Here is an 18,694-nt window from a genome sequence, read left to right as displayed (position 1 = left end):
AGGCGCTCCGATGAACAAAGCTCTGATCACTGCCATCGTGCTGCTGGCTGGCGTGCCGGCAAGCGCCGCTGCGCAGGAGCGCGCTGGTTCTGCGGCATTAGGCGCCGTGTCCGGTGCCGTCGTGCTCGGTCCGGTCGGCGCCGTCGCAGGCGCGGTGATCGGCTATACCGCCGGACCTTCGATCGCCAGGTCGTGGGGCATGAGAGGTTCGCAGTCAGCAAGACATCGGCAGCCGCCGCGTCGCGAGGCATACCGCGCAACCGCGGCCAACGCTCCGCCACGCACCCGCGAGCCAATGGAGGCCAACGGCCAGATGAGGGCTGCCAGCAATCCGCCGGTTCAGGCCGCGCCTGTGGTGCAGCCTGTTCAAGCTGCTCCTGTGGAGCCTGCGCAGACGACGCCGCCGCCGGTTCAAGGATTCGACTGAGGTCAGTCTAGGCCGTGGTCTTCGGCCGTAGCCGGTCGACCGTCCGCGCGATCAGCGACGCGACTTCTGCCACCTTAGGCCCAATCCGAAACTCCGGACCCGCGACGACGACCGAGAGCCTGCGGTCGCCGATCGGCAGCGGGATCGCCGCGCCCGCGAGGTCGCGGCTGTAATCGGCAAAGCTCTGGCAGTAGCCGCGCTCGATCGAATTGCGCAGCTCGGCCTCCACCGCCTCGATGCTGATCGGGGTCGACGGGCCGTATTGCTTGAACTCGATCTTGCGATAGACGGAGTCGCGCTCCTCCGGAGAATATTGCAGCAGCAGCGCGCGGCCGCTCGCGGTGGCGTGGATCGGCACGCGGTGGCCGATGGTCGCGAAATAGCGGATCGCCGCCTGCGACTCGACGACGTCGATGAACACGGCACTGACGCCGGCCGGTGCCACGATGGACGCGGTCTCGCCGGTCTCGGCGGAGAGATCGGCGATCAGCGTATGCGTCCAGGGCGGCAGCGGTTCGACCTCGGAGATCATCCGCGCCATCGCCAGCCACCGTGGTGTCGGATAGAAGCCGGCGCGCGGACGTGGTTCGTAGAGATAGCCCTTCTCCGACAGCGTTGCGAGCAGGTTGAAGGTCGACGAGCGCGGCCAGCCGAAATGATCGGCGATTTCGGCAAGCGTCGCCGGTTTCCTCGTTTGCGCGAAGAATTCCATGATCTCCAGGACGTTTGCGGCTTGGCGAACGATCATGGTAACGGCGTTCCAATCTAGGGCTGGCCGAGGATCTTCTTCGCGGCGCGAAGATGCGGCTTGTCGATCATCTGGCCGTCGAGCCGCAGCGTGCCGGAGTTCGGATTGCTGGCGAACGCCGCGATCACCTTCTCGGCCCATATACGCTCGGCGTCCGTCGGAGCGAAAGCCGCATTGACCACGTCGACATGTTTTGGATGGATCAGCGCCTTCGCTGAAAACCCGTCGCGCCGCGCCGCGCGCGTTTCCTGCTCGAGGCCCGCGAGATTGTCGATGTCGGTGTAGACCGTGTCGATCGGTGCGACTTCCGCGGCGGCCGCCGCCATCAGGCAGAGATCGCGTGCGAGGCGATACGGACTGTGGAACACGCCGCCGGACGCCTTCTCGGTGGCGCCGAGCGAGGCCGAAAGGTCTTCCGCGCCCCACATCAATCCGGCGAGGCGAGGGGAGCAGCCCTTGTAGCTGCCGAGACCGAAGATGGAGCTTGCAGTTTCCGTCGCGACGCAGACGATGCGCGTCGTGCCAATCGTGATGCCGGCGGCGGCTTCCAGCGCTTCGAGCCAGGTCGCGACCTGCCGCACGTCGTCGCCGCCTTGCGATTTTGGCAGCACGATGCCGTCGGGCTTGCCCGGCATCACCGCGGCGAGATCGGTCAGCGTCATGCCGGTATCGAGCGCGTTGACGCGGACATAGAGCTGGTGTGTCCCGCGGCGGCCCTTCAGCATCGCCAGCGTCAGCCCGCGCGCCTCCGGCTTCTTGTCGGTGACGACGGAATCCTCGAGGTCGATGATCAGCGCGTCGGCCTTGCCTTCGGTCGCCTTCTCGAATTTGCGCGGGGAATCGCCCGGCACGAACAGCATCGAACGCATCAGACCGGCCTCTTGTGCATCATCGCCATGCGGCGGCATTTGCCGACGATCTCGTCGTTCTGGTTCAGGGCGTGATGCTCGAATTCAACGATGCCCGCCTTGGGGCGCGATTTGGATTCCCGCAACGAAAGCACCTTCGTCGTCGCCCGCAAGGTGTCGCCATGGAAGACCGGCTTCGGAAAAGTCACGTCGGTCATGCCGAGATTGGCAACGGTGGTGCCCATGGTCGTATCATAGACGGTCATGCCGATCATGATGCCGAGGGTGTAAAGGCTGTTGAAAATGCGCTGGCCGAACTCGGTCTTTTCGGAGAAATGCGCGTCGATGTGCAGCGGCTGGGGGTTGAGCGTCAGCAGGCTGAACATGGTGTTGTCCATTTCCGTGACGGTCCGCGTCAGCGGATGCCTGAACTCCTGGCCCACGGAAAAGTCTTCGAAATAAAGTCCGGCCATCGCGATTTCCTCCCTATTGTCCTGCGATTTGGCCGGCGCCTGCCTCTAGGGCGGCGCCGCCAGGTGAACTGCCTTCTGGTCCGCCAGCCGTTCGATCTCTTCTGTCGAGAAGCCGGCGTCGTGCAAAATGTCGCGGCCATGTTGGCCGAGCGTCGGCGCCGGCCCGGCGGGTCCCGGCTGGGTCACGCTCCAGGTCGAGGGCACGCGCATCTGGCGGATGCGGCCCTCGACGGGGTGATCCACCGTCCTGAAGAAGTCGATCGCCTTGAGATGCGGATCCTCGAGGATCGTCTCCAGCGTGTGCATCGGCATCACCGGGATGTCGGCGCGCTCCAGCAGTTCGCGCCATTCCGCGGTGGTGCGCGTCAGGAAGATGTGGCCGATCTCCTCGTAGATCTCGTCGATGTGTTTCGTGCGCGCGGCGTGGTTGGCAAAGCGCGGCTGCTCGAGGAAATGCGGCTGCCCGATCGCCTCGAAGAAGCTGCGCCAGTGCTTGTCGTTGTAGATGAGCACGCAGAGATGGCCGTCGCTGGTCTTGTAGGGCCGGCGATAGCGCGAGAGCAGACGGGCGTAGCCGCCGTGGTCGAGCGGTGGATCGTAGGTGAGGCCGCCCAGATGATCGACCAGCACGAACTCCGTCATGGATTCGAACATCGGCACGTCGATGCGCTGGCCCACCCCGGTGCGCTGCTGGTGCATCAGCCCGCCCATGATCGCATTGACCATCATCAGTCCGACGATGCGGTCGGCGATGGTGACGGGCACGTAGCGCGGCGTGCCGTCGCCGGCCGCCGCAAGGAGCGTCGGAATAGTGGCGGCGCCCTGGATCAGATCGTCGTAGGCGGGCTTGGCAGCATAAGGGCCTGATTGGCCGTAGCCGAACGCGCCGACATAGACCAGCGACGGATTGATCGCGGCGAGCGTCTCGTAGTCGAGGCCGAGCCGCGCCATGGCCTGCGGGCGCACATTATAGACGAGCGCATTGGCGCTCTTCGCCAGCCGCAGCAGCGTGTCGCGTCCGTCGGGCTTCTTGAGGTCCAGCACGATGCTGCGCTTGCCGCGATTGGCATTGTGGAACATCCCGCCCATGCCAGGCGTGCGGCCGGGGCCGATCTGGCGAACGATGTCGCCTTCGGGGCTTTCGACCTTAATGACGTCAGCGCCCATGTCCGCCAGCACCTGCGTGCCATAGGGGCCCATCAGCACCGAAGTCAGGTCGAGAATGGTGAAGCCGGCGAGCGGTCCCATGGGGCCTCGTGAGATGAATTCATATACGTGGAGTTAGGGTTCAGAAATATGCCCTGTCAATTCGAGGTTGCTGGCTCTGAGCGCATAGGGCCATGCGTAGTTCATATACTTGACATATAAATTCACATATATGTACATTTTCCTCAAGCGAGAAGTGGAGCGAGGGGTCGAACGGCTTGGCAGCAAGCGGCTGTCGCCTTCGGCGTGCGGACGCGTCAGGGAGAATGAAATGAAGAAGAATCTGGTCCGAGCCGCAGCCGTGCTCGCGTTGTTGCTGCCGGTCTCGACACTGCCGGCGCAGGCGCTCGAGCTGAAGGTCGCCGACAGTTTCCCCGCCGGACATTATCTCGTCCGCCTGATGCTGAAGCCCTGGATGGACGACGTCACCAAGCGCACCAATGGCGCGGTGACCTTCACCTATTATCCGAACCAGCAGATCGGCAAAGCCGCCGACATGTTGCGGCTGACGCAGTCTGGCGTGGTCGATATCGGCTACATCGGGCCGTCCTACGTCTCCGACAAGATGCCGCTGTCGGAAGTCGCGCAATTGCCGGGCGCGTTCGCGACCAGCTGCCAGGGCACGCTCGCTTATTGGAAGACCGCGCGCGAAGGCGTGCTGGCCAAGCAGGAATACGCGCCGAACAAGATCAAGCTGCTGATGGCTGTGGTGTTGCCGCCCTATCAGGTGTGGACCGTCAAGTCGAAGGTCGAGACCACCAAGGACATGCAGGGCCTGAAGTTGCGCACCACCGGCGGCGCGCAGGACCTCACGTTGCGCGCGCTCAGCGCCGTGCCGGTGCGCATGGCCGCGCCCGATGCTTATGAGTCGCTTTCGCGCGGCACGATGGACGGCCTGCTGTTTCCGCTCGACAGCGTCGTGTCCTACGGCCTCGACAAGCTGGTCAAGCACGCCACCGAAGGCGTCAGCTTCGGCAGCTTCATCGTCGCCTATTCCATCAACCAGTCGGTATGGGACAAGCTGCCCGACGACGTGAAGAAGGCGATGAATGACGCCTCGGAAGCGATTACGCCCAAGGCCTGCGTCGACGTCGATAAGGAAGGCGAAACCACCAAGAAACACATGCAGGACGAGGGCGTCAGCTTCGACCCGCTCCCGGAAGCCACGCGTGCTGAGATGAAGGACAAGCTGAAGGGCGTGAGCCATGAATGGGCGGCCGGTCTCGACAGCCGTGGCAAGCAGGCCTCTGCCGCGCTGAAAGAGTTCGAAGACCTGCTGGCTGCCGGCAGCAAGTAATCCGCAAATCGAAGAGGGAGGAGCGAAGTGATCGAACGGGCAGGGCAGGTGCTCGGCGCGCTGGAGCGCGCGCTGACGATGATCGCGGTAGCGTTCATGTTCGTGATCATGGTGCTGGTCGTGACCGACGTGTTCATGCGCTATGCGCTGAACAGCCCGTTCTCCTTCACCTATGATCTGATCGGGCTCTATCTGCTCGCGGGCGTGTTCTTCTTCACGCTGTCGGATGCCTTGCGCGAGCATGTCCATGTCGGCGTCGACATCCTGCTGTCGCGGTTCTCGCCGACGGGGCGGCGGCTGTCCGAGATCGTCACCGCGCTCGCGGGCCTGTTCGTGTTCGTTCTTATCTGCAAGGTCGGCTTCGCGCGCGCGCTGGAGAATTACGAGCAGCACGACGTTCTCTCAGGCGCCATTCCCTGGCCGACCTGGATCTCCGCGGCGCTGGTGCCGTTCGGCTGCGGCGTGCTGGTGCTGCGGCTGGCGCTCCAGCTCGTCGGCAATGTGCTGAGCCTCGTCAGCGGACGTGACCTCTATCCGCTGCCGCCGGTGACCGGCGTCGGCGAAGCGCGCGGCTTCGAGTAACGGCGGATATCCATGACACCTCTCATCGTTCTCGCTTTGCTGTTCGGCCTGCTCGCGCTCGGCACGCCCGTCGGTTTTGCCATGGCCTTTTCCGGCTCGGTCGGCCTCGTCATGGTCGGCGGCTTCCCGACTCTGTTCGGCATCCTGGAGACCGCGCCGCTCTCGACCGTCTCCTCCTACGAGCTCATCACCATCCCGATGTTTCTGCTGATGGCGGATCTCGTGCTGCTGTCCGGCGTTGCGGACGATCTGTTCAAGACAGCCTCGGCCTGGGTCGGCCGCGTTCCCGGCGGGCTCGGCATGGCCACCGCGCTTGCCGGCGCAGGCTTCGGGGCGATCTGCGGCACGTCGACGGCCTCGGCGGCGACGCTGTCCTCGACCAGCCTTCCCGCGATGATCCGCCAGGGTTATGAGCCGAAGATGGCCGCCGGCGTGGTTGCGATCTCGGGCACGCTGTCGATGTTGCTGCCAACCAGCGTCGCGCTCGTCATCTTCGGCCTGCTGGCCGAGGTGAACATCGGAAAACTGTTGATCAGCGGCATCATCCCCGCGATCCTCGTCACCTTCACCATCATGGCCACGATCTACTTTTTGGTCTGGCAGGATCCCTCGCGCGCGCCGGCCGCGAAATCGGTGCCGTGGCGGGAAAAATTCGCGCTGCTATGGCAGGTCTCGCCGATGGTGGTGCTGTTCTCGATCGTCACAGGCACGATCTATCTCGGCGTCGCGACGCCGACGGAAGCCTCCGCCTTCGGTGCGTTCGGCGCCTTTTTGCTCGCGATCGTCAAGGGCAAGATCACGCCGGCCTCGCTCTACAAGACGCTGCTGCGCGCCTCCCACGGCACCTGCATGATCATCATGATCCTGGTCGGTGCCTCGATCTTCGGCTACTTCTTCACGCTCACCCATGTGACGCAAGATCTCGTCGCCTGGATCGGCAGTTTGCCGACATCGCGCTGGGTCATCATCACGCTGATCCTGTGCGGCTATATCGTGCTCGGATCCTTCATGGATCAGATCGCGATCCTGGTGCTGACGGTGCCGATCGTACTGCCGCTGATCAAGACGCTCGGCTTCGATCCGATCTGGTTCGGCGTCATCAAGATCGTCACCGCCGAGGTCGGCATGATCACGCCGCCGGTCGGGCTGAACTGCTTCATCGTCGCCCGCTACGCCAAGCGGCCGGTGGCCGAAGTGTTCCACGGCACCTTCCCGCACTTCATCGCCCACCTGATTGCAATCGCGATTCTGGTGGCGTTTCCGTCTATCATCCTCTGGCTGCCCTCGCAGATGGGGCGCTAGGCACAAAGAGCCTCCACAAGGAGACCATCATGGATTTCGCGCTCACCGATCAGCAGGAAGCCATTCGCGATGCCATCGCCAAGATCTGCGAGGACTTTCCCGATGCCTATTGGCTGAAGAAGGACCACGACGGCGGATTCCCGCATGACTTTCACAAGGCGCTGGCTGACGCCGGCTGGCTCGGCATCTGCGTGCCGGAAGCCTATGGCGGCTCCGGCCTTGGCATCACCGAAGCCGCGATCATGATGCGTACGATCGCGGAATCCGGTGCCGGCATGTCGGGCGCCTCGGCGGTGCACATCAACGTGTTCGGGCTCAATCCCGTCGTCGTGTTCGGCACCGAGGAGCAACGCAAGCGCATGCTGCCGCCGATGGTCGAGGGCCGTGAGAAGGCGTGCTTCGCGGTCACCGAGCCCAACACCGGCCTCAACACCACGCAGCTCAAGACTCGCGCGGTCGCCAAGAACGATCGCTACATCGTCAACGGCCAGAAGGTGTGGATCTCGACCGCGCAGGTCGCGCACAAGATCCTGCTGCTGGCGCGCACCACGCCGCTGGAGGAGGTGCGCTCGCCGACCCACGGCCTCAGCCTGTTTTATACGGATTTCGACCGCAACAAGATCAAGGTCCACGAGATCGAGAAGATGGGCCGCAAGATCGTCGATTCCAACGAATTGTTCTTCGAGGACTTTGAGATCCCGATGGAGGATCGCATTGGCGAAGAAGGCAAGGGGTTTCAGTACATCCTTGAAGGCATGAATCCAGAGCGAATTCTCATCGCAGCCGAAGCGGTCGGCTTGGGAAAACTCGCGCTGTCGCGCGCGACCGAATACGCCAAGACCCGCGTCGTGTTCAATCGGCCGATCGGCAAGAATCAAGGCATCCAGCATCCGCTCGCGGTGAACTGGGTCGAGCTCGAGGCGGCCTGGCTGATGGTGATGCAGGCGGCCTGGCAATACGACGAGGGCTTGCCGTGCGGCGCAGGCGCGAATGCCGCGAAATATTTCGCAGGCGAAGCCGGGTACCATGCCTGCGAGCAGGCGGTGATGACTCATGGCGGCTTTGGCTACGCCAAGGAGTTCCATGTCGAGCGTTACTTACGCGAAGTACTGATCCCGCGCATCGCGCCGGTCAGCCCGCAGCTCGCGCTCAGTTTTATCGCCGAGAAGGTGCTGGGCTTGGCGAAATCATATTAGGCTCGGCGTCCGAGGAGGATCACCATGAACCTCGCTCATCATCTCCTGCGCGCGGCCAGGGCCGATGCATCCGCGCCGGCGCTGCTCAAGGGGCTGACGCCGGTCGCGACCTATGGCCGGCTTGCCATGACGGTGGCATCGCTGGCGGCGTCGCTGCAGCGGCGCCTTGGCCTCGCCAGGGGCGATCGCGTCGCGCTGCTGATGAAGAACGTGCCCGACTATGTGGCCTGCCTTTATGCTTGCTGGCATGCCGGGCTGGTCGCCGTTCCCATCAACGTAAAGCTTCACCCAAGTGAGGTTGCGTTCATTCTCGACAATTCCGGCGCCGCGGTCGTGTTCGTGACGGAGGACATGGCGAGTGTCGCGTCGGAAGCGCTGGCGCTCGGTCCGGCCACGCCGCGTATCGTCGAGATCGGCTCGGCCGAATATCGCGGTATGGAGAAGACTGACGGCATCGCCATCGCGGATGTCGGAATCACCGATCCCGCCTGGATATTCTATACAAGCGGCACCACCGGCCGGCCCAAGGGCGCGGTGCTCAGCCATCGCAACCTGCTTGCGATGTCGTTGAACTATCTCGCCGAGATCAACCCGGTCGTCCCGGGCGAGGCGCTGTTGCATGCCGCGCCGATGTCGCACGGCTCAGGGCTCTACATGGTGCCGCATGTGCTCGGCATGGGCGCACAGATCATTCCGGAGAGCGGCCGCTTCGAGCCGGACGAGATTTTGCAGCTGACCGCGAAGCGCAGCGGCATCTCCTTCTTTGCCGCGCCGACGATGGTGCGGCGCCTGACGGTCGCGGCGGAAGCGGCAGGCGCGAGCGCGCCCGGACTAAAGACCATCATCTATGGCGGCGGCCCCATGTACGTCGCCGATTGCAAGGCAGCGCTCGGCGTATTCGGCCCGAAACTCGTGCAGATCTACGGTCAGGGCGAGACGCCGATGACTATCACTTACTTGCCGAAATCCATGCATGTCGATGCCGAAAATCCGCGCCATGAGGATCGGCTGGCCTCGGTCGGTATCGCGCAAGCCGTTGTGCAGGTGCGTACCGTGGATGAGGCGGGGCGGGACGTTGCGCCGGATGAGATCGGCGAGATCATCGTGCGCGGCGACACCGTGATGTCCGGCTATTGGCAAAATCCGGACGCGACCGCGAATACGCTCCGCGACGGCTGGCTCTACACCGGCGACATGGGCGCTTTCGACGGCGACGGTTTCCTCACGCTGAAGGACCGTTCCAAGGACGTCATCATTTCCGGCGGCACCAACATCTATCCGCGCGAGGTAGAAGAGGTGCTGCTGCGGCACGAATCTGTCGCCGAAGTCTCTGTGATCGGTCGGTCGCATCCGGAATGGGGCGAGGAGGTGGTGGCGGTCGTCGTTCCTGTCGTGGGCAAGGCGGCCACGCGGGACGAACTCGATCAGATATGCAATGCCTGGATCGCCCGCTTCAAGCGGCCGAAGCACTATTATCTCACCGGCGAGCTGCCGAAGAACAGCTACGGCAAGATCGTGAAGACGGAGCTGCGTAGGTTGCTGGCTGAGTCCTCCACGTGCCTCATGCCGATAGACTGAGCGGGAATGTCCGAGTTCCCCGCGCCAATCGACTTCTCCGGCCTGATCCGTGAGGACGATCTCGTGGTGTGCGGCCAGGCGACGGCGGAGCCGGTCACGCTGACCGAAGCGTTGATGGCGCAGGCCCGACATCTGCCGGCATTCCGCATGATGGTTGGGCCGATCTTCTCGGAGACGTTCTCCGCGGCCTGCGCGCCCAACGTGTCGTTTAGGAGCTATGGCGTGATCGGCCATGCGCGGCGGCTCGCCAAGGCGGGGCGGCTCGAAATGATCCCGAGCAATTACAGCGCCTTCTGTGCCGACTTCGCCTCGCGCCGCCATCAGGCCGATATCGTCCTGGTGCAGCTTGCGGAAGCCGGGGGACGGCTCAGTGCCAGCCTCTCCAACGATTACGTCATTGATGCCGCGCGCGGCGCGCGCCTTGTGATCGCGGAGATCAATCCGGATGCACCTTTCACGTTCGGGGCCGAATGGCCCGATAATGTCGCGATCCACAAGCGGGTGACGGCTCGCCGTCCGCCCGTTGAATTGGCCTCACCGCTGCTCGATGATGTTTCGAGGCGCATCGCCGCGAACGCGGCAGGCCTGATTGCCGACGGCAGCACGCTCCAGTTCGGCGTGGGGCGTATTCCGGACGCGATCCTCTCCTCGCTCTCGCATGCACGCAATCTCGGCATTCATTCCGGGTTGATCAACGATGCCGTGGTCGAACTGATCGAGTGCGGCGCGGTCACGAATGCGGAGAAGGGGATCGATGCCGGGATCACGGTCACCAACCAGGTGATCGGCACGAAGCGGCTCTATCGTTTCGTGCATGAGAACAAGGCGGTCGCCGTGCGGCCAACGTCCTACACGCACGGCCAGGACGTGCTGGCGCGGATCAACCGGCTGGTCGCGATCAATTCGGCGCTTCAGGTCGGGCTCGACGGCAGCGTGAACTCCGAGACACTGAACGGCGTTGCGATCGGGGCGGTCGGCGGGCAGCTCGATTTCGTGCGTGGGGCCAATGCGTCTCCCGGGGGACGGGCGATCATCGCGCTGCCGGCGACGGCATCGGACGGTACCAGCCGGATCGTCGCCCATGTCGAGACGGTGACGACGCCTCGCGCCGATGTCGACGCCATCGTCACCGAATGGGGTATCGCCGAGCTGCGCGGCTGCGGTCTTGCCGAGCGCGCGCGGCGCATGATCGCGATCGCGGCACCGGAGCACCGCGACGCGCTGGAGGCTCGGCTTCGCAGCTCCGCCGGCGACCGCTGATCGCTCGGCATCGCAATCGAGCCGGCCTATTCGGCCGCGATCCGCTCCATCGCCATGGTGCGCAGTTTTGCGCGCTGGATCTTGACGCCGTTGGCGCTGTCGGTCACGGGGAAGGCGTCCACGACATAGATCCGCGCCGGGACCTTGTAGCCGGCCAACCGCTCGCGCAGGCGTGCCGTCAGCACTTCCTGTTGTGGCGAAGTGCCGGCCGGGACGACGAAGGCGACGCAGCGCGCCTGGCCTTTCAGATCGACCGCGACGACCTGGGCATCGGCGACGCCGGCGCAGGATTTGAGCTCGTCCTCGATCTCGCCGGGTGCGACCAGGAACCCGCCGAGCCGCATCGCATCCCCCGCGCGGGTCTCATAGACGAAAGCGCCGTCGCGCAGCCGGCCGATGTCGCCGGTGCGGAAGAAGCCGTCCGCGGTGATCGCATCGCGCGTCGCGTCCGGGTTGTTGAAATAGCCGAGGAAGCATGACGGTGCGCTGATCTCGATCTCACCGGAGGCGCCTTGCGCTGCAAGCTCGCCGGTCTCGGTGTCGCGCACGCGGACCTTCGCTTTGGGAGACATTGGCCAGCCACCGCCCTCGATGCGATCGGCGAAGGCGTCGCTGGGACGGGCGATCGAGAACAATGCCTGCACCTCGCTCGAGCCGTAGAGACCGAAGAGCGGCAAGCCGCGCGCCTCGGCCTCTGCGGCCAGCTCGCGCCAGCCGGGCTGGAATGCGGCGAAGCCGCAGGCTTCGAGATGCGGGAAAGGCCGCTGCGCGTCGGTCAGAGCAAGGATGCGGCGGAACATCTCGTCGGAGCCGAAGGCGTGCGTGATCGTGTGCGCGCTGAGGATTTTCAACGCCGGTGCCGCCTCGAAGGCGTCGAGCACGTGGACGCTCGCGCCGGCTGCGATGAAGCCAAGCAGGCTGGTCATGCCAAAGGTGCCGCAGAACGGCAGCATGGCGAGCAGCGAATGACGATGCGGCGAGAGCTGGAGCGCCTCGGCGACGGAGTTGGCGTGGGTCGCCAGCGTTCGCTGCGAATGCGCGACGAGCTTGGGTCCCTTGGTCGTGCCGGATGTGGTATAGAGCAGCACCGGCAGGTCGACATCATCTTGGGTGGGAGCGGGCGGATAGGGCTTATCGAACGCATCGAACCGAATGCAGGGCCATTGCGCGGGAATCGTATCCGCGCCGACCACGGCGAGCCTCTGCAGCGCAGGTACGTCGTCCTTGGAAATGTCGGCGAGAATGGAAGCGAAATCGATCGAACGGAACGCCGCTTCGACCACCAACAGCTTTGCGCCGGATAATTTCAAGAGATGCGCGACTTCCGCGCTGCGGTAGCGCGTATTGACGGCGGCAACGACCGCACCCAGCCGGGCGGCGGCGAACAGCAGCGCGATCCATTCGACCCGGTTGACCAGCCAGACCGCGACCACGTCGCCCTTGCCAATCCTCTGCGCCGCGAGCCAGGCCGTGGTCTGCGCGACCATCCCGGAAAACTCCGCGCGCGACACGGGTGTGCCGTCGAACACGAAGGCGGGATCGGCGGCGGTCTCCGATCCGATCAGCGATTGCAGTGAAACATCGTCGGCATGCATGACAGCCGGAGTAGCCCGATCGCGCAAACCTGTCTACTTGGTGCCGAACATCCGGTCGCCGGCATCGCCCAGGCCCGGCACGATGTAGCCGTGATCGTTGAGCCGTTCATCGATCGCGGCGGTCCAGATCGGCACGTCTGGATGCTCGCTCTGGAACTGCGCGATGCCCTCGGGCGCCGCCAGCAGGCAGACGAAACGGATGTCGCGGGCGCCGCGGTCCTTGAGCAGGGAGGCACCGGCGCAGGCCGAATTGCCGGTCGCAAGCATCGGGTCCATCAGGATCACGGTGCGGTCGGACAGGTCCTGCGGCGCCTTGAAGTAATATTCCACCGCCTGCAATGTCTCGGGATCGCGGTAGAGCCCGATATGCGCTATGCGGGCCGAGGGCATCAGCGCCAGCATGCCGTCGAGGAAGCCGACGCCGGCGCGCAGGATCGGCGCCAGCGTGAGCTTCTTGCCGGCGATCTTGGGCGCCTGCATCGGCGAGATCGGCGTCTCGATCTCGACCAGCTCCAGCGGCAGGTCGCGCGTCACCTCGTAGCCGAGCAGCATCCCGATCTCGTTCAGGATCTCGCGAAAGCTCTTGGTCGAGCGATCCTTCTCCCGCATCAGGGAAAGCTTGTGCTGGACCAGGGGGTGGGCGACGACGTTGACGCTGCTTGTGCTCATGAAACCGATCTACACGGTTCCACGAAACTGCGCCAGATCGGCCGGGCGTTTTCCGCAAAGGAGGGGCGGCCCAGTCGGGCCGTGCGACCGCCGTTCGCGCCCGGTTGCTTGCCGCGTAGGCAGCCACGGTCAATTCGCGATCGATCGCCCTACAGAAGCGGTGAGATGAGGGATCTAGACGCCGAGCCCGCGTGCTGCGAGCGTGATCACGATCGTCAGAACCGCACCCCAGACCAGGCTTAGCGTCATGGTCAGGATGGTCGTGGTGACCGCGTGTTCGAGATGTCCTTTGAAGAGCTGCACGCTAATCCCTCAGCAGGCGTGCGGCCAGCGCGATCAGTTGATTGCCGCGGTTCTCGATGTCGAGCTCGAAGGTCTCGGTGGGGAACACCAGCGCGCACCGTGTCGGCGCGCTTTGACGGTGGGCGAAATCGACGGCCGAGCTCTTGAACAAAAAGAGACCGCCGATGCGTCCGTGCGCCTCGCGGGCGACCCAGAGGCCGGCCTGGTTGCGGCCGATAAAAAAGGCGGGGATGGCGTCGCTGATCTCATCGGGATCGAGCGGCCTGAGTTCCGCCGCCGGCACCTGTCGCGGCTGGCGGCGAGTGGCTTGAAGAGCAATGGCGGCCATGGCGGCCTCCTCACACATCTGCAACGTCATGGCGGTCACCGAGGTCTCAGGCGTGGAGACGCCAGACGAAGATCGCGGTCTTCAGCGCGATCACCGCAGTGAGCACGCTGCCCATCGTAAACGCCGCAAGTGCACGCAGCGCGACGCGCTTGAGTTGGTCCTTGCGTGCCGCCGACATCCGCGGCCGGCGTGCCACCCAGTCAAGAGGTCGTTCAAAGCCATGTGACACAATCGACATTTCAGCAGTCCCTGTCTGCGGTGCGGCGAAACGGCCGCGCCAATGCGCCTTCTAGGATGACAATCGTCGCGTAGGATTGCGAGACGGACGCCGGGGCTGCCGAATAGGAATGTCATAAAGACGCCGACCGACGCGGCGGCAGTCCTCTGAACAGCTCGGGGTTTCGCTTCGGTCGAGGCTGAGCCGGTGCTGGGCCCGAAGATGTCATCCCCATCGCCGCGGCAAACGCGAGTCTCAGCCGCGGTTCTTCGGTCTGCTTGCAAAAATTCTCTAACATCGCTTGAGCGTCCGGCTGCTGCCCGCTGATCGCCGCGCAAAGCTGTGAACTGGTTCGCCGGAAGAAGTGCAGCGTGTCGTCCGCGTCACGCCGGCCCCCGGGGCGATCAAGTTCGGCTGCGAGGGCGGCGACATTGAGACGATCGGACTTATCGTGCGTCACGGCAAAGCGCAGCAGCGCCAATTTCCAGGCGAGAAGCAGCCTGTTAGATTCTTCCGATGGCGGCATGCGATGTCCTGAACTGCCCCTGACGCGTCAGGCGCCGATGCCGTCGATTAGTTCCTCGTCGGCAATCGCGGTGAAGGCTCTCGCGACCTCGGCTTGAGCCGCTTTGTTCAGCGGCACGATCGGCAGCCTTGTGGCCGGTGACATCAGGCCGAGCGTGCTCAACGCGTATTTGAGCGCAGCTGGGGTCTCTCTGGAGAGGCAGCCAATCAGCGGAACCAGGCGCTTGTGCAGATAGTGCGCGGTTTGCAGGCGGCCCTGCCTGACCTGTGAAAAGATCGTGCGGCACAGATCCGGTGCGATGTTGGAGACTTCCGAGATCGCGCCGTCGCCGCCGCCGGCGAGGTAGCCGAAGGTAGTCGCGTCCTCGCCGGACAGCAGGCGAAAGCCTGCCGGCAGCAGTCGGTTCAGCCGCATCGGGCGGGTGATGTCGCCGCAGCCATCGCGCAGGCCGACGAACTGGCGAGACTCGACGAGGCGCAGCAGCGTCTCGTCGGCAAGCGGACGCAGTGTCCGGGAGGGAACGTCGTGCAAGATCACCGGCAGTCCGGTTGAGCCGGCAATGGTGCGGAAATGCGCGAGTATCCCTTCCTGCATCGGCTTGTTGTAGGCGGGCACCACCGCCATGATGGCGTCGGCGCCGGCCGCTTCTGCGCGCCGCGCGAGTTCGACGGCGCGGCTGGTCGCATTCGACATCGCGCCCGCGATGACCCGTGATCGGCCGCGGACGACGTCGACCGCGGTGCGAATGACGAGCTCCTGCTCGGCGGCCGAGAGTGTCGGTGCCTCGCCCGCCGTCTCGCAAACCACGAGCGCGGGAACGCCGGCCGCAATTTGGCGCTCGCAGAGTGTGGCGAACGCCTTGAGGTCGATCGTGTCAGCCGTGTCGAACGGCGTCGGCAGATCCGGAATGAAGCCGGTGAACCAGGCTGAGGGAGGAATGAACATGGCTTGCTTGCCGAATGCGGCCGGCTCAGGCGGCGCGCTGCGAGAGATCGGGGTGTTTGCCCATGTCAAGCTCGATCTCGCGCGGCAGCTCAACGACGGTCTCGTGGTGTTGTCCGTTCTCGAACAGCGCGTATTTGATGGCCTGGGCGCGGCTGACGAACAGGCCTCCATAGAGGCCGTTCTGCTCTTGCGCGATCCATTGGCCCCGATGGTTTTGGCCTATGAAGACGATGCTGGAGGGGGAGCTGCACGAAGGAGGTTCGACGAGTTTCACGGATTTGGTCCTTCCAATTGACGCGGCCGGCGGGATCTCCTCCCGCAACCGCCGCATCAATATCTTTTCGAAGGGATAGGATTTCGAGACAGGGCGTGCGGCGATCTCATAAGAACGCCATAAGCTTCGCGTTCAGCTGAAATTCTCGCAGGCGACCGGCTCGTACAGCTGGTCCGGAGCTGGGCGTACGTTGGGAACGCTCGGTCGCGACGCTTCCACGGCCAATGCCTGGACTTCGACGAAGGCCGACAGCAGCGAGACCGCGAGGTCGCCGTGGCATCCCTCGACAGCGGCGTCCAGCCAATCCGGCAGCTCGCGTTCGCGCGACAGCGCGCAATGCCATTCGCCTTCGTCATAGGCGATCCGGCGGACGTGCCACAGCGGCAGTTCGAGCTCCATCAGCGCCAGCGCCGCGTCGGCCCAGGCCTCCGCGTCGATCAGGCGCATGAGGCGAGCGGTGCGCTCCGTCTGTCCGAGCGAGGGAAAGCGGCGGCAGGCTCTGTCGATGATCTCGAGCAGCAACGGTCGCGTCATGCCCTGCGCATTGCGCAAATGGTCGCTGAGAAAGGGCAAATCGTAGAGTCGTAGAGCGGTCATCTCAGGCCTCCTGGAATTGGCGTCGGTCAGTCGGCCGGCCTCTTCAGGATGGCGAGAAGGGCATTGGAAAACGAGATGGGCAGGGGATGGGAGATATAGGAATCTCATAAATGCGGAGCCCATGCCGCCCTTTATGAGATTCCTATAACTTCGCCATAGCCCCCGTCTCGAAAACCTATGCCCGTGGTGGCACTTCAGCACGGTCAAAAGTCCCGGTTGGGCCGTGGAAATGCGTTGCGCTTCTCTCCACGAGCTCCGCCGGGTCCCCGAGAAGTGTTGCTTCCGATAGAGGGACGCAACGAGGAGCAATCCCATGATGGACATTCTGATGCTGGCGCTGGGCTTCGGCTTCTTTGCCCTTGCGATCGGCTACACCTACGCCTGCGAACGGCTGTGAGGGAGCAAACCATGATCTTCGATTATGCGCTCGCCGGTGCCGTCTCGTTCGGTCTCCTGATCTACCTCACCTACGCTTTGCTGCGGCCGGAACGGTTCTGAGCCGTGCTGCTGCTCGTCGAATTGCTGCTGGCCGACGTCGCGCTCGTCGGCTGCCTGCTTGTGGTGCTCCTGCCGCTGCTGCGCCGGACACCGAGCCTGAAGGGTTAATGCCATGACTGTGATCGGTTGGCTCCAGATCATTCTTTTCTGCGTTATCATCGTCGCGCTCGCAAAGCCGCTCGGCTGGTACATGACGCGCGTGTTCAATGGCGAAAGGACATTTCTCTCGCCGGTGCTTCGTCCGATCGAAGCCGGTATCTACCGGATCTCCGGCGTCGACGAGAAGCGCGAGCAGCATTGGCTGACCTACACGGTCGCCATGCTGCTGTTCCACGTCGGCGGCTTCCTCGTCATCTACGGCGTGATGCGGCTGCAGGCCGTGCTGCCCTTCAATCCGGCGGGGCAGGGTGCGGTCGCCGAAGATCTCTCCTTCAACACCGCGATCTCCTTTATCACCAACACCAACTGGCAGAATTACGGCGGCGAGAGCACGATCTCCTATCTGGTGCAGATGGTCGGCCTCACGCACCAGAACTTTCTGTCGGCGGCCACCGGCATTGCGCTTGCGGTCGCCCTGATCCGCGGCTTCTCGCGCGCCTCGGTGCGCACCGTCGGCAATTTCTGGGTCGACGTCACCCGCACCACGCTTTATGTGCTGCTGCCGATCTGCGTGGTCTACACGCTGTTCCTGATCTCGCAGGGCATGCCGCAGACGCTCGGCGACTATGTCGAGGCCACCACGCTCGAAGGCGCCAAGCAGACCATCGCGGTCGGTCCGGTGGCCTCGCAGGTCGCAATCAAGATGCTGGGCACCAATGGCGGCGGCTTCTCCAATGCCAACGCCGCGCACCCGTTCGAGAACCCGACCGCGCTGTCGAATTTCGTGCAGATGCTGTCGATCTTCCTGATCGGCGCGGCCATGACCAACGTGTTCGGCCGCATGGTCGGTAACCAGCGCCAGGGCTGGGCGATCCTGGCCGTGATGGGCGTGCTGTTCGTCGCCGGCGTCGCCGTTACCTATTGGGCGGAAGCCAATGGCACTGCGACCATGCATGCGCTGGGTCTGACCGGCGGCAACATGGAGGGCAAGGAAGTCCGCTTCGGCATCGTCGCATCCTCACTGTTCGCCGTGATCACCACGGCCGCCTCCTGCGGCGCGGTCAATGCCATGCACGACAGCTTCACCGCGCTCGGTGGCATGATTCCGCTGATGAACATGCAGCTTGGCGAGATCATCATCGGCGGCGTCGGCGCCGGCCTCTATGGCATGCTGCTGTTCGTCGTGCTCGCGATCTTCGTCGCCGGCCTGATGGTCGGTCGCACGCCGGAATATGTCGGCAAGAAGATCGAGGCACGCGAGGTCAAGATGGCCATGCTCGCGATCCTGGTGCTGCCGCTGATGTATCTCGGCTGGACTGCGGTCGGCGTGGTCTATCCGCCCGCCGTCGCCTCCATGGCCAATGCCGGTCCGCACGGCTTCACCGAGGTGCTCTATGCCTATACGTCTGCGACCGGCAACAACGGCTCGGCCTTCGCGGGCCTCACCGGCAACACGTTGTTCTACAACCTCACGCTCGCCAGCGCGATGTTCGTCGGTCGCTTCTTCATGATCGTACCGGCGATGGCGATCGCGGGCTCGCTGGCCGCGAAAAAATCCATTCCGCCGTCGGCGGGCACGTTCCCGACCACCGGCGGGCTGTTCGTCGGTCTCGTCGTCGGCGTGATCCTCATCATCGGCGGCCTCACCTTCTTCCCGGCGCTCGCACTCGGCCCGATCGTCGAGCATCTCGCGATGAACGCAAGCCAAGTGTTCTGATCGAACGTC

The 18,694-nt window shown here is 64.2% G+C and carries 22 protein-coding genes; 9 read left to right on the top strand and 13 right to left on the bottom strand.

The genetic code is table 11. The features are described 5' to 3' along the window. The first annotated feature begins 10 nt into the window (after positions 1-10). A complete protein-coding gene (locus tag K3F49_RS07245) occupies positions 11-427 on the top strand; it encodes a hypothetical protein (RefSeq protein ID WP_234680191.1) in 417 nt (138 codons plus the stop codon). 7 nt (positions 428-434) lie between these two features. Here the strand turns inward: K3F49_RS07245 and K3F49_RS07240 are convergent, their stop codons facing one another. The 4 genes from K3F49_RS07240 to K3F49_RS07225 are packed head-to-tail and all read right to left on the bottom strand — an operon-like array spanning position 435 to position 3,744. Then, positions 435-1,175, bottom strand: coding sequence for an IclR family transcriptional regulator (locus tag K3F49_RS07240; protein ID WP_234680190.1), 741 nt, complete (start codon positions 1,173-1,175; stop codon positions 435-437). A gap of 17 nt (positions 1,176-1,192) precedes the next feature. Then, positions 1,193-2,044 (bottom strand): HpcH/HpaI aldolase/citrate lyase family protein, encoded by an 852-nt coding sequence (locus K3F49_RS07235; protein ID WP_234680189.1) that lies wholly within the window; start codon positions 2,042-2,044, stop codon positions 1,193-1,195. Continuing rightward, the gene (locus K3F49_RS07230; RefSeq protein WP_346657305.1) at positions 2,044-2,502 is read right to left on the bottom strand and encodes a MaoC family dehydratase; all 459 of its coding nucleotides are present in this window, start codon (positions 2,500-2,502) and stop codon (positions 2,044-2,046) included. The genes K3F49_RS07235 and K3F49_RS07230 overlap by 1 nt, the downstream gene beginning before the upstream one ends. 39 nt (positions 2,503-2,541) lie before the next feature. Further along, positions 2,542-3,744 carry a CaiB/BaiF CoA transferase family protein gene (locus K3F49_RS07225; RefSeq protein ID WP_234680188.1) on the bottom strand — a complete coding sequence of 401 codons (1,203 nt, stop codon included), beginning with the start codon at positions 3,742-3,744 and terminating at the stop codon, positions 2,542-2,544. Positions 3,745-3,973: 229 nt separating this feature from the next. Here K3F49_RS07225 and K3F49_RS07220 point away from each other — a divergent pair, with 229 nt between their 5' ends. From K3F49_RS07220 to K3F49_RS07195, 6 genes are read left to right on the top strand one after another with little or no spacing between them, the layout of a single operon-like run. Continuing rightward, complete coding sequence (locus K3F49_RS07220) at positions 3,974-4,999, top strand: TRAP transporter substrate-binding protein (protein WP_234680187.1); 1,026 nt, start codon at positions 3,974-3,976, stop codon at positions 4,997-4,999. A 27-nt stretch (positions 5,000-5,026) separates the two neighbouring features. Then, positions 5,027-5,581 carry a TRAP transporter small permease gene (locus K3F49_RS07215; protein WP_234680186.1) on the top strand — a complete coding sequence of 185 codons (555 nt, stop codon included), beginning with the start codon at positions 5,027-5,029 and terminating at the stop codon, positions 5,579-5,581. Positions 5,582-5,593: 12 nt separating this feature from the next. Next, positions 5,594-6,883, top strand: coding sequence for a TRAP transporter large permease (locus K3F49_RS07210; RefSeq protein WP_234680185.1), 1,290 nt, complete (start codon positions 5,594-5,596; stop codon positions 6,881-6,883). A 29-nt stretch (positions 6,884-6,912) separates the two neighbouring features. After that, entirely contained in the window at positions 6,913-8,079 is a 1,167-nt protein-coding gene (locus tag K3F49_RS07205) for an acyl-CoA dehydrogenase family protein (RefSeq protein ID WP_234680184.1), read from the top strand. A gap of 24 nt (positions 8,080-8,103) precedes the next feature. Beyond that, a complete protein-coding gene (locus K3F49_RS07200) occupies positions 8,104-9,657 on the top strand; it encodes an AMP-binding protein (protein WP_234680183.1) in 1,554 nt (517 codons plus the stop codon). Between the two features lie 6 nt (positions 9,658-9,663). After that, a complete protein-coding gene (locus tag K3F49_RS07195) occupies positions 9,664-10,917 on the top strand; it encodes an acetyl-CoA hydrolase/transferase family protein (RefSeq protein ID WP_234680182.1) in 1,254 nt (417 codons plus the stop codon). Between the two features lie 26 nt (positions 10,918-10,943). Here the strand turns inward: K3F49_RS07195 and K3F49_RS07190 are convergent, their stop codons facing one another. The 9 genes from K3F49_RS07190 to K3F49_RS07155 form a co-directional block, all read right to left on the bottom strand. Then, a complete protein-coding gene (locus K3F49_RS07190; protein ID WP_234680181.1) occupies positions 10,944-12,512 on the bottom strand; it encodes an AMP-binding protein in 1,569 nt (522 codons plus the stop codon). A 33-nt stretch (positions 12,513-12,545) separates the two neighbouring features. Further along, positions 12,546-13,181, bottom strand: a complete 636-nt coding sequence (gene upp / locus K3F49_RS07185) for a uracil phosphoribosyltransferase (RefSeq protein WP_234680180.1) — start codon at positions 13,179-13,181, stop codon at positions 12,546-12,548. A gap of 174 nt (positions 13,182-13,355) precedes the next feature. Beyond that, positions 13,356-13,484 carry a hypothetical protein gene (locus tag K3F49_RS39150; protein WP_276575352.1) on the bottom strand — a complete coding sequence of 43 codons (129 nt, stop codon included), beginning with the start codon at positions 13,482-13,484 and terminating at the stop codon, positions 13,356-13,358. Position 13,485: 1 nt separating this feature from the next. Beyond that, positions 13,486-13,842, bottom strand: a complete 357-nt coding sequence (locus K3F49_RS07180) for a hypothetical protein (RefSeq protein ID WP_234680589.1) — start codon at positions 13,840-13,842, stop codon at positions 13,486-13,488. Positions 13,843-13,858: 16 nt separating this feature from the next. Beyond that, positions 13,859-14,050: a hypothetical protein gene (locus tag K3F49_RS07175; RefSeq protein WP_234680179.1), complete on the bottom strand. Its 192-nt coding sequence runs from the start codon at positions 14,048-14,050 to the stop codon at positions 13,859-13,861. Positions 14,051-14,162: 112 nt separating this feature from the next. Beyond that, on the bottom strand, positions 14,163-14,555 hold the full coding sequence (locus K3F49_RS07170; RefSeq protein WP_234680178.1) for a hypothetical protein: 393 nt from the start codon (positions 14,553-14,555) through the stop codon (positions 14,163-14,165). 27 nt (positions 14,556-14,582) lie between these two features. Continuing rightward, positions 14,583-15,500, bottom strand: a complete 918-nt coding sequence (gene dapA, locus K3F49_RS07165; protein ID WP_234680177.1) for a 4-hydroxy-tetrahydrodipicolinate synthase — start codon at positions 15,498-15,500, stop codon at positions 14,583-14,585. Between the two features lie 25 nt (positions 15,501-15,525). After that, positions 15,526-15,774 carry a hypothetical protein gene (locus tag K3F49_RS07160; protein WP_234680176.1) on the bottom strand — a complete coding sequence of 83 codons (249 nt, stop codon included), beginning with the start codon at positions 15,772-15,774 and terminating at the stop codon, positions 15,526-15,528. Between the two features lie 132 nt (positions 15,775-15,906). Next, positions 15,907-16,371, bottom strand: coding sequence for a hypothetical protein (locus K3F49_RS07155; RefSeq protein ID WP_234680175.1), 465 nt, complete (start codon positions 16,369-16,371; stop codon positions 15,907-15,909). Between the two features lie 408 nt (positions 16,372-16,779). Between K3F49_RS07155 and K3F49_RS07150 the strand changes: the two genes are divergently transcribed. Next, positions 16,780-16,869 (top strand): K(+)-transporting ATPase subunit F, encoded by a 90-nt coding sequence (locus tag K3F49_RS07150; protein WP_035698142.1) that lies wholly within the window; start codon positions 16,780-16,782, stop codon positions 16,867-16,869. A 112-nt stretch (positions 16,870-16,981) separates the two neighbouring features. Further along, positions 16,982-18,685, top strand: a complete 1,704-nt coding sequence (gene kdpA, locus K3F49_RS07145; protein ID WP_234680174.1) for a potassium-transporting ATPase subunit KdpA — start codon at positions 16,982-16,984, stop codon at positions 18,683-18,685. The last annotated feature ends 9 nt before the right edge of the window (positions 18,686-18,694 follow it).

Origin of the sequence: Bradyrhizobium monzae (genome assembly GCF_021458635.1) — a bacterium.
GTDB lineage: Bacteria > Pseudomonadota > Alphaproteobacteria > Rhizobiales > Xanthobacteraceae > Bradyrhizobium.
This window is presented reverse-complemented; position numbering and strand designations above follow the sequence as displayed.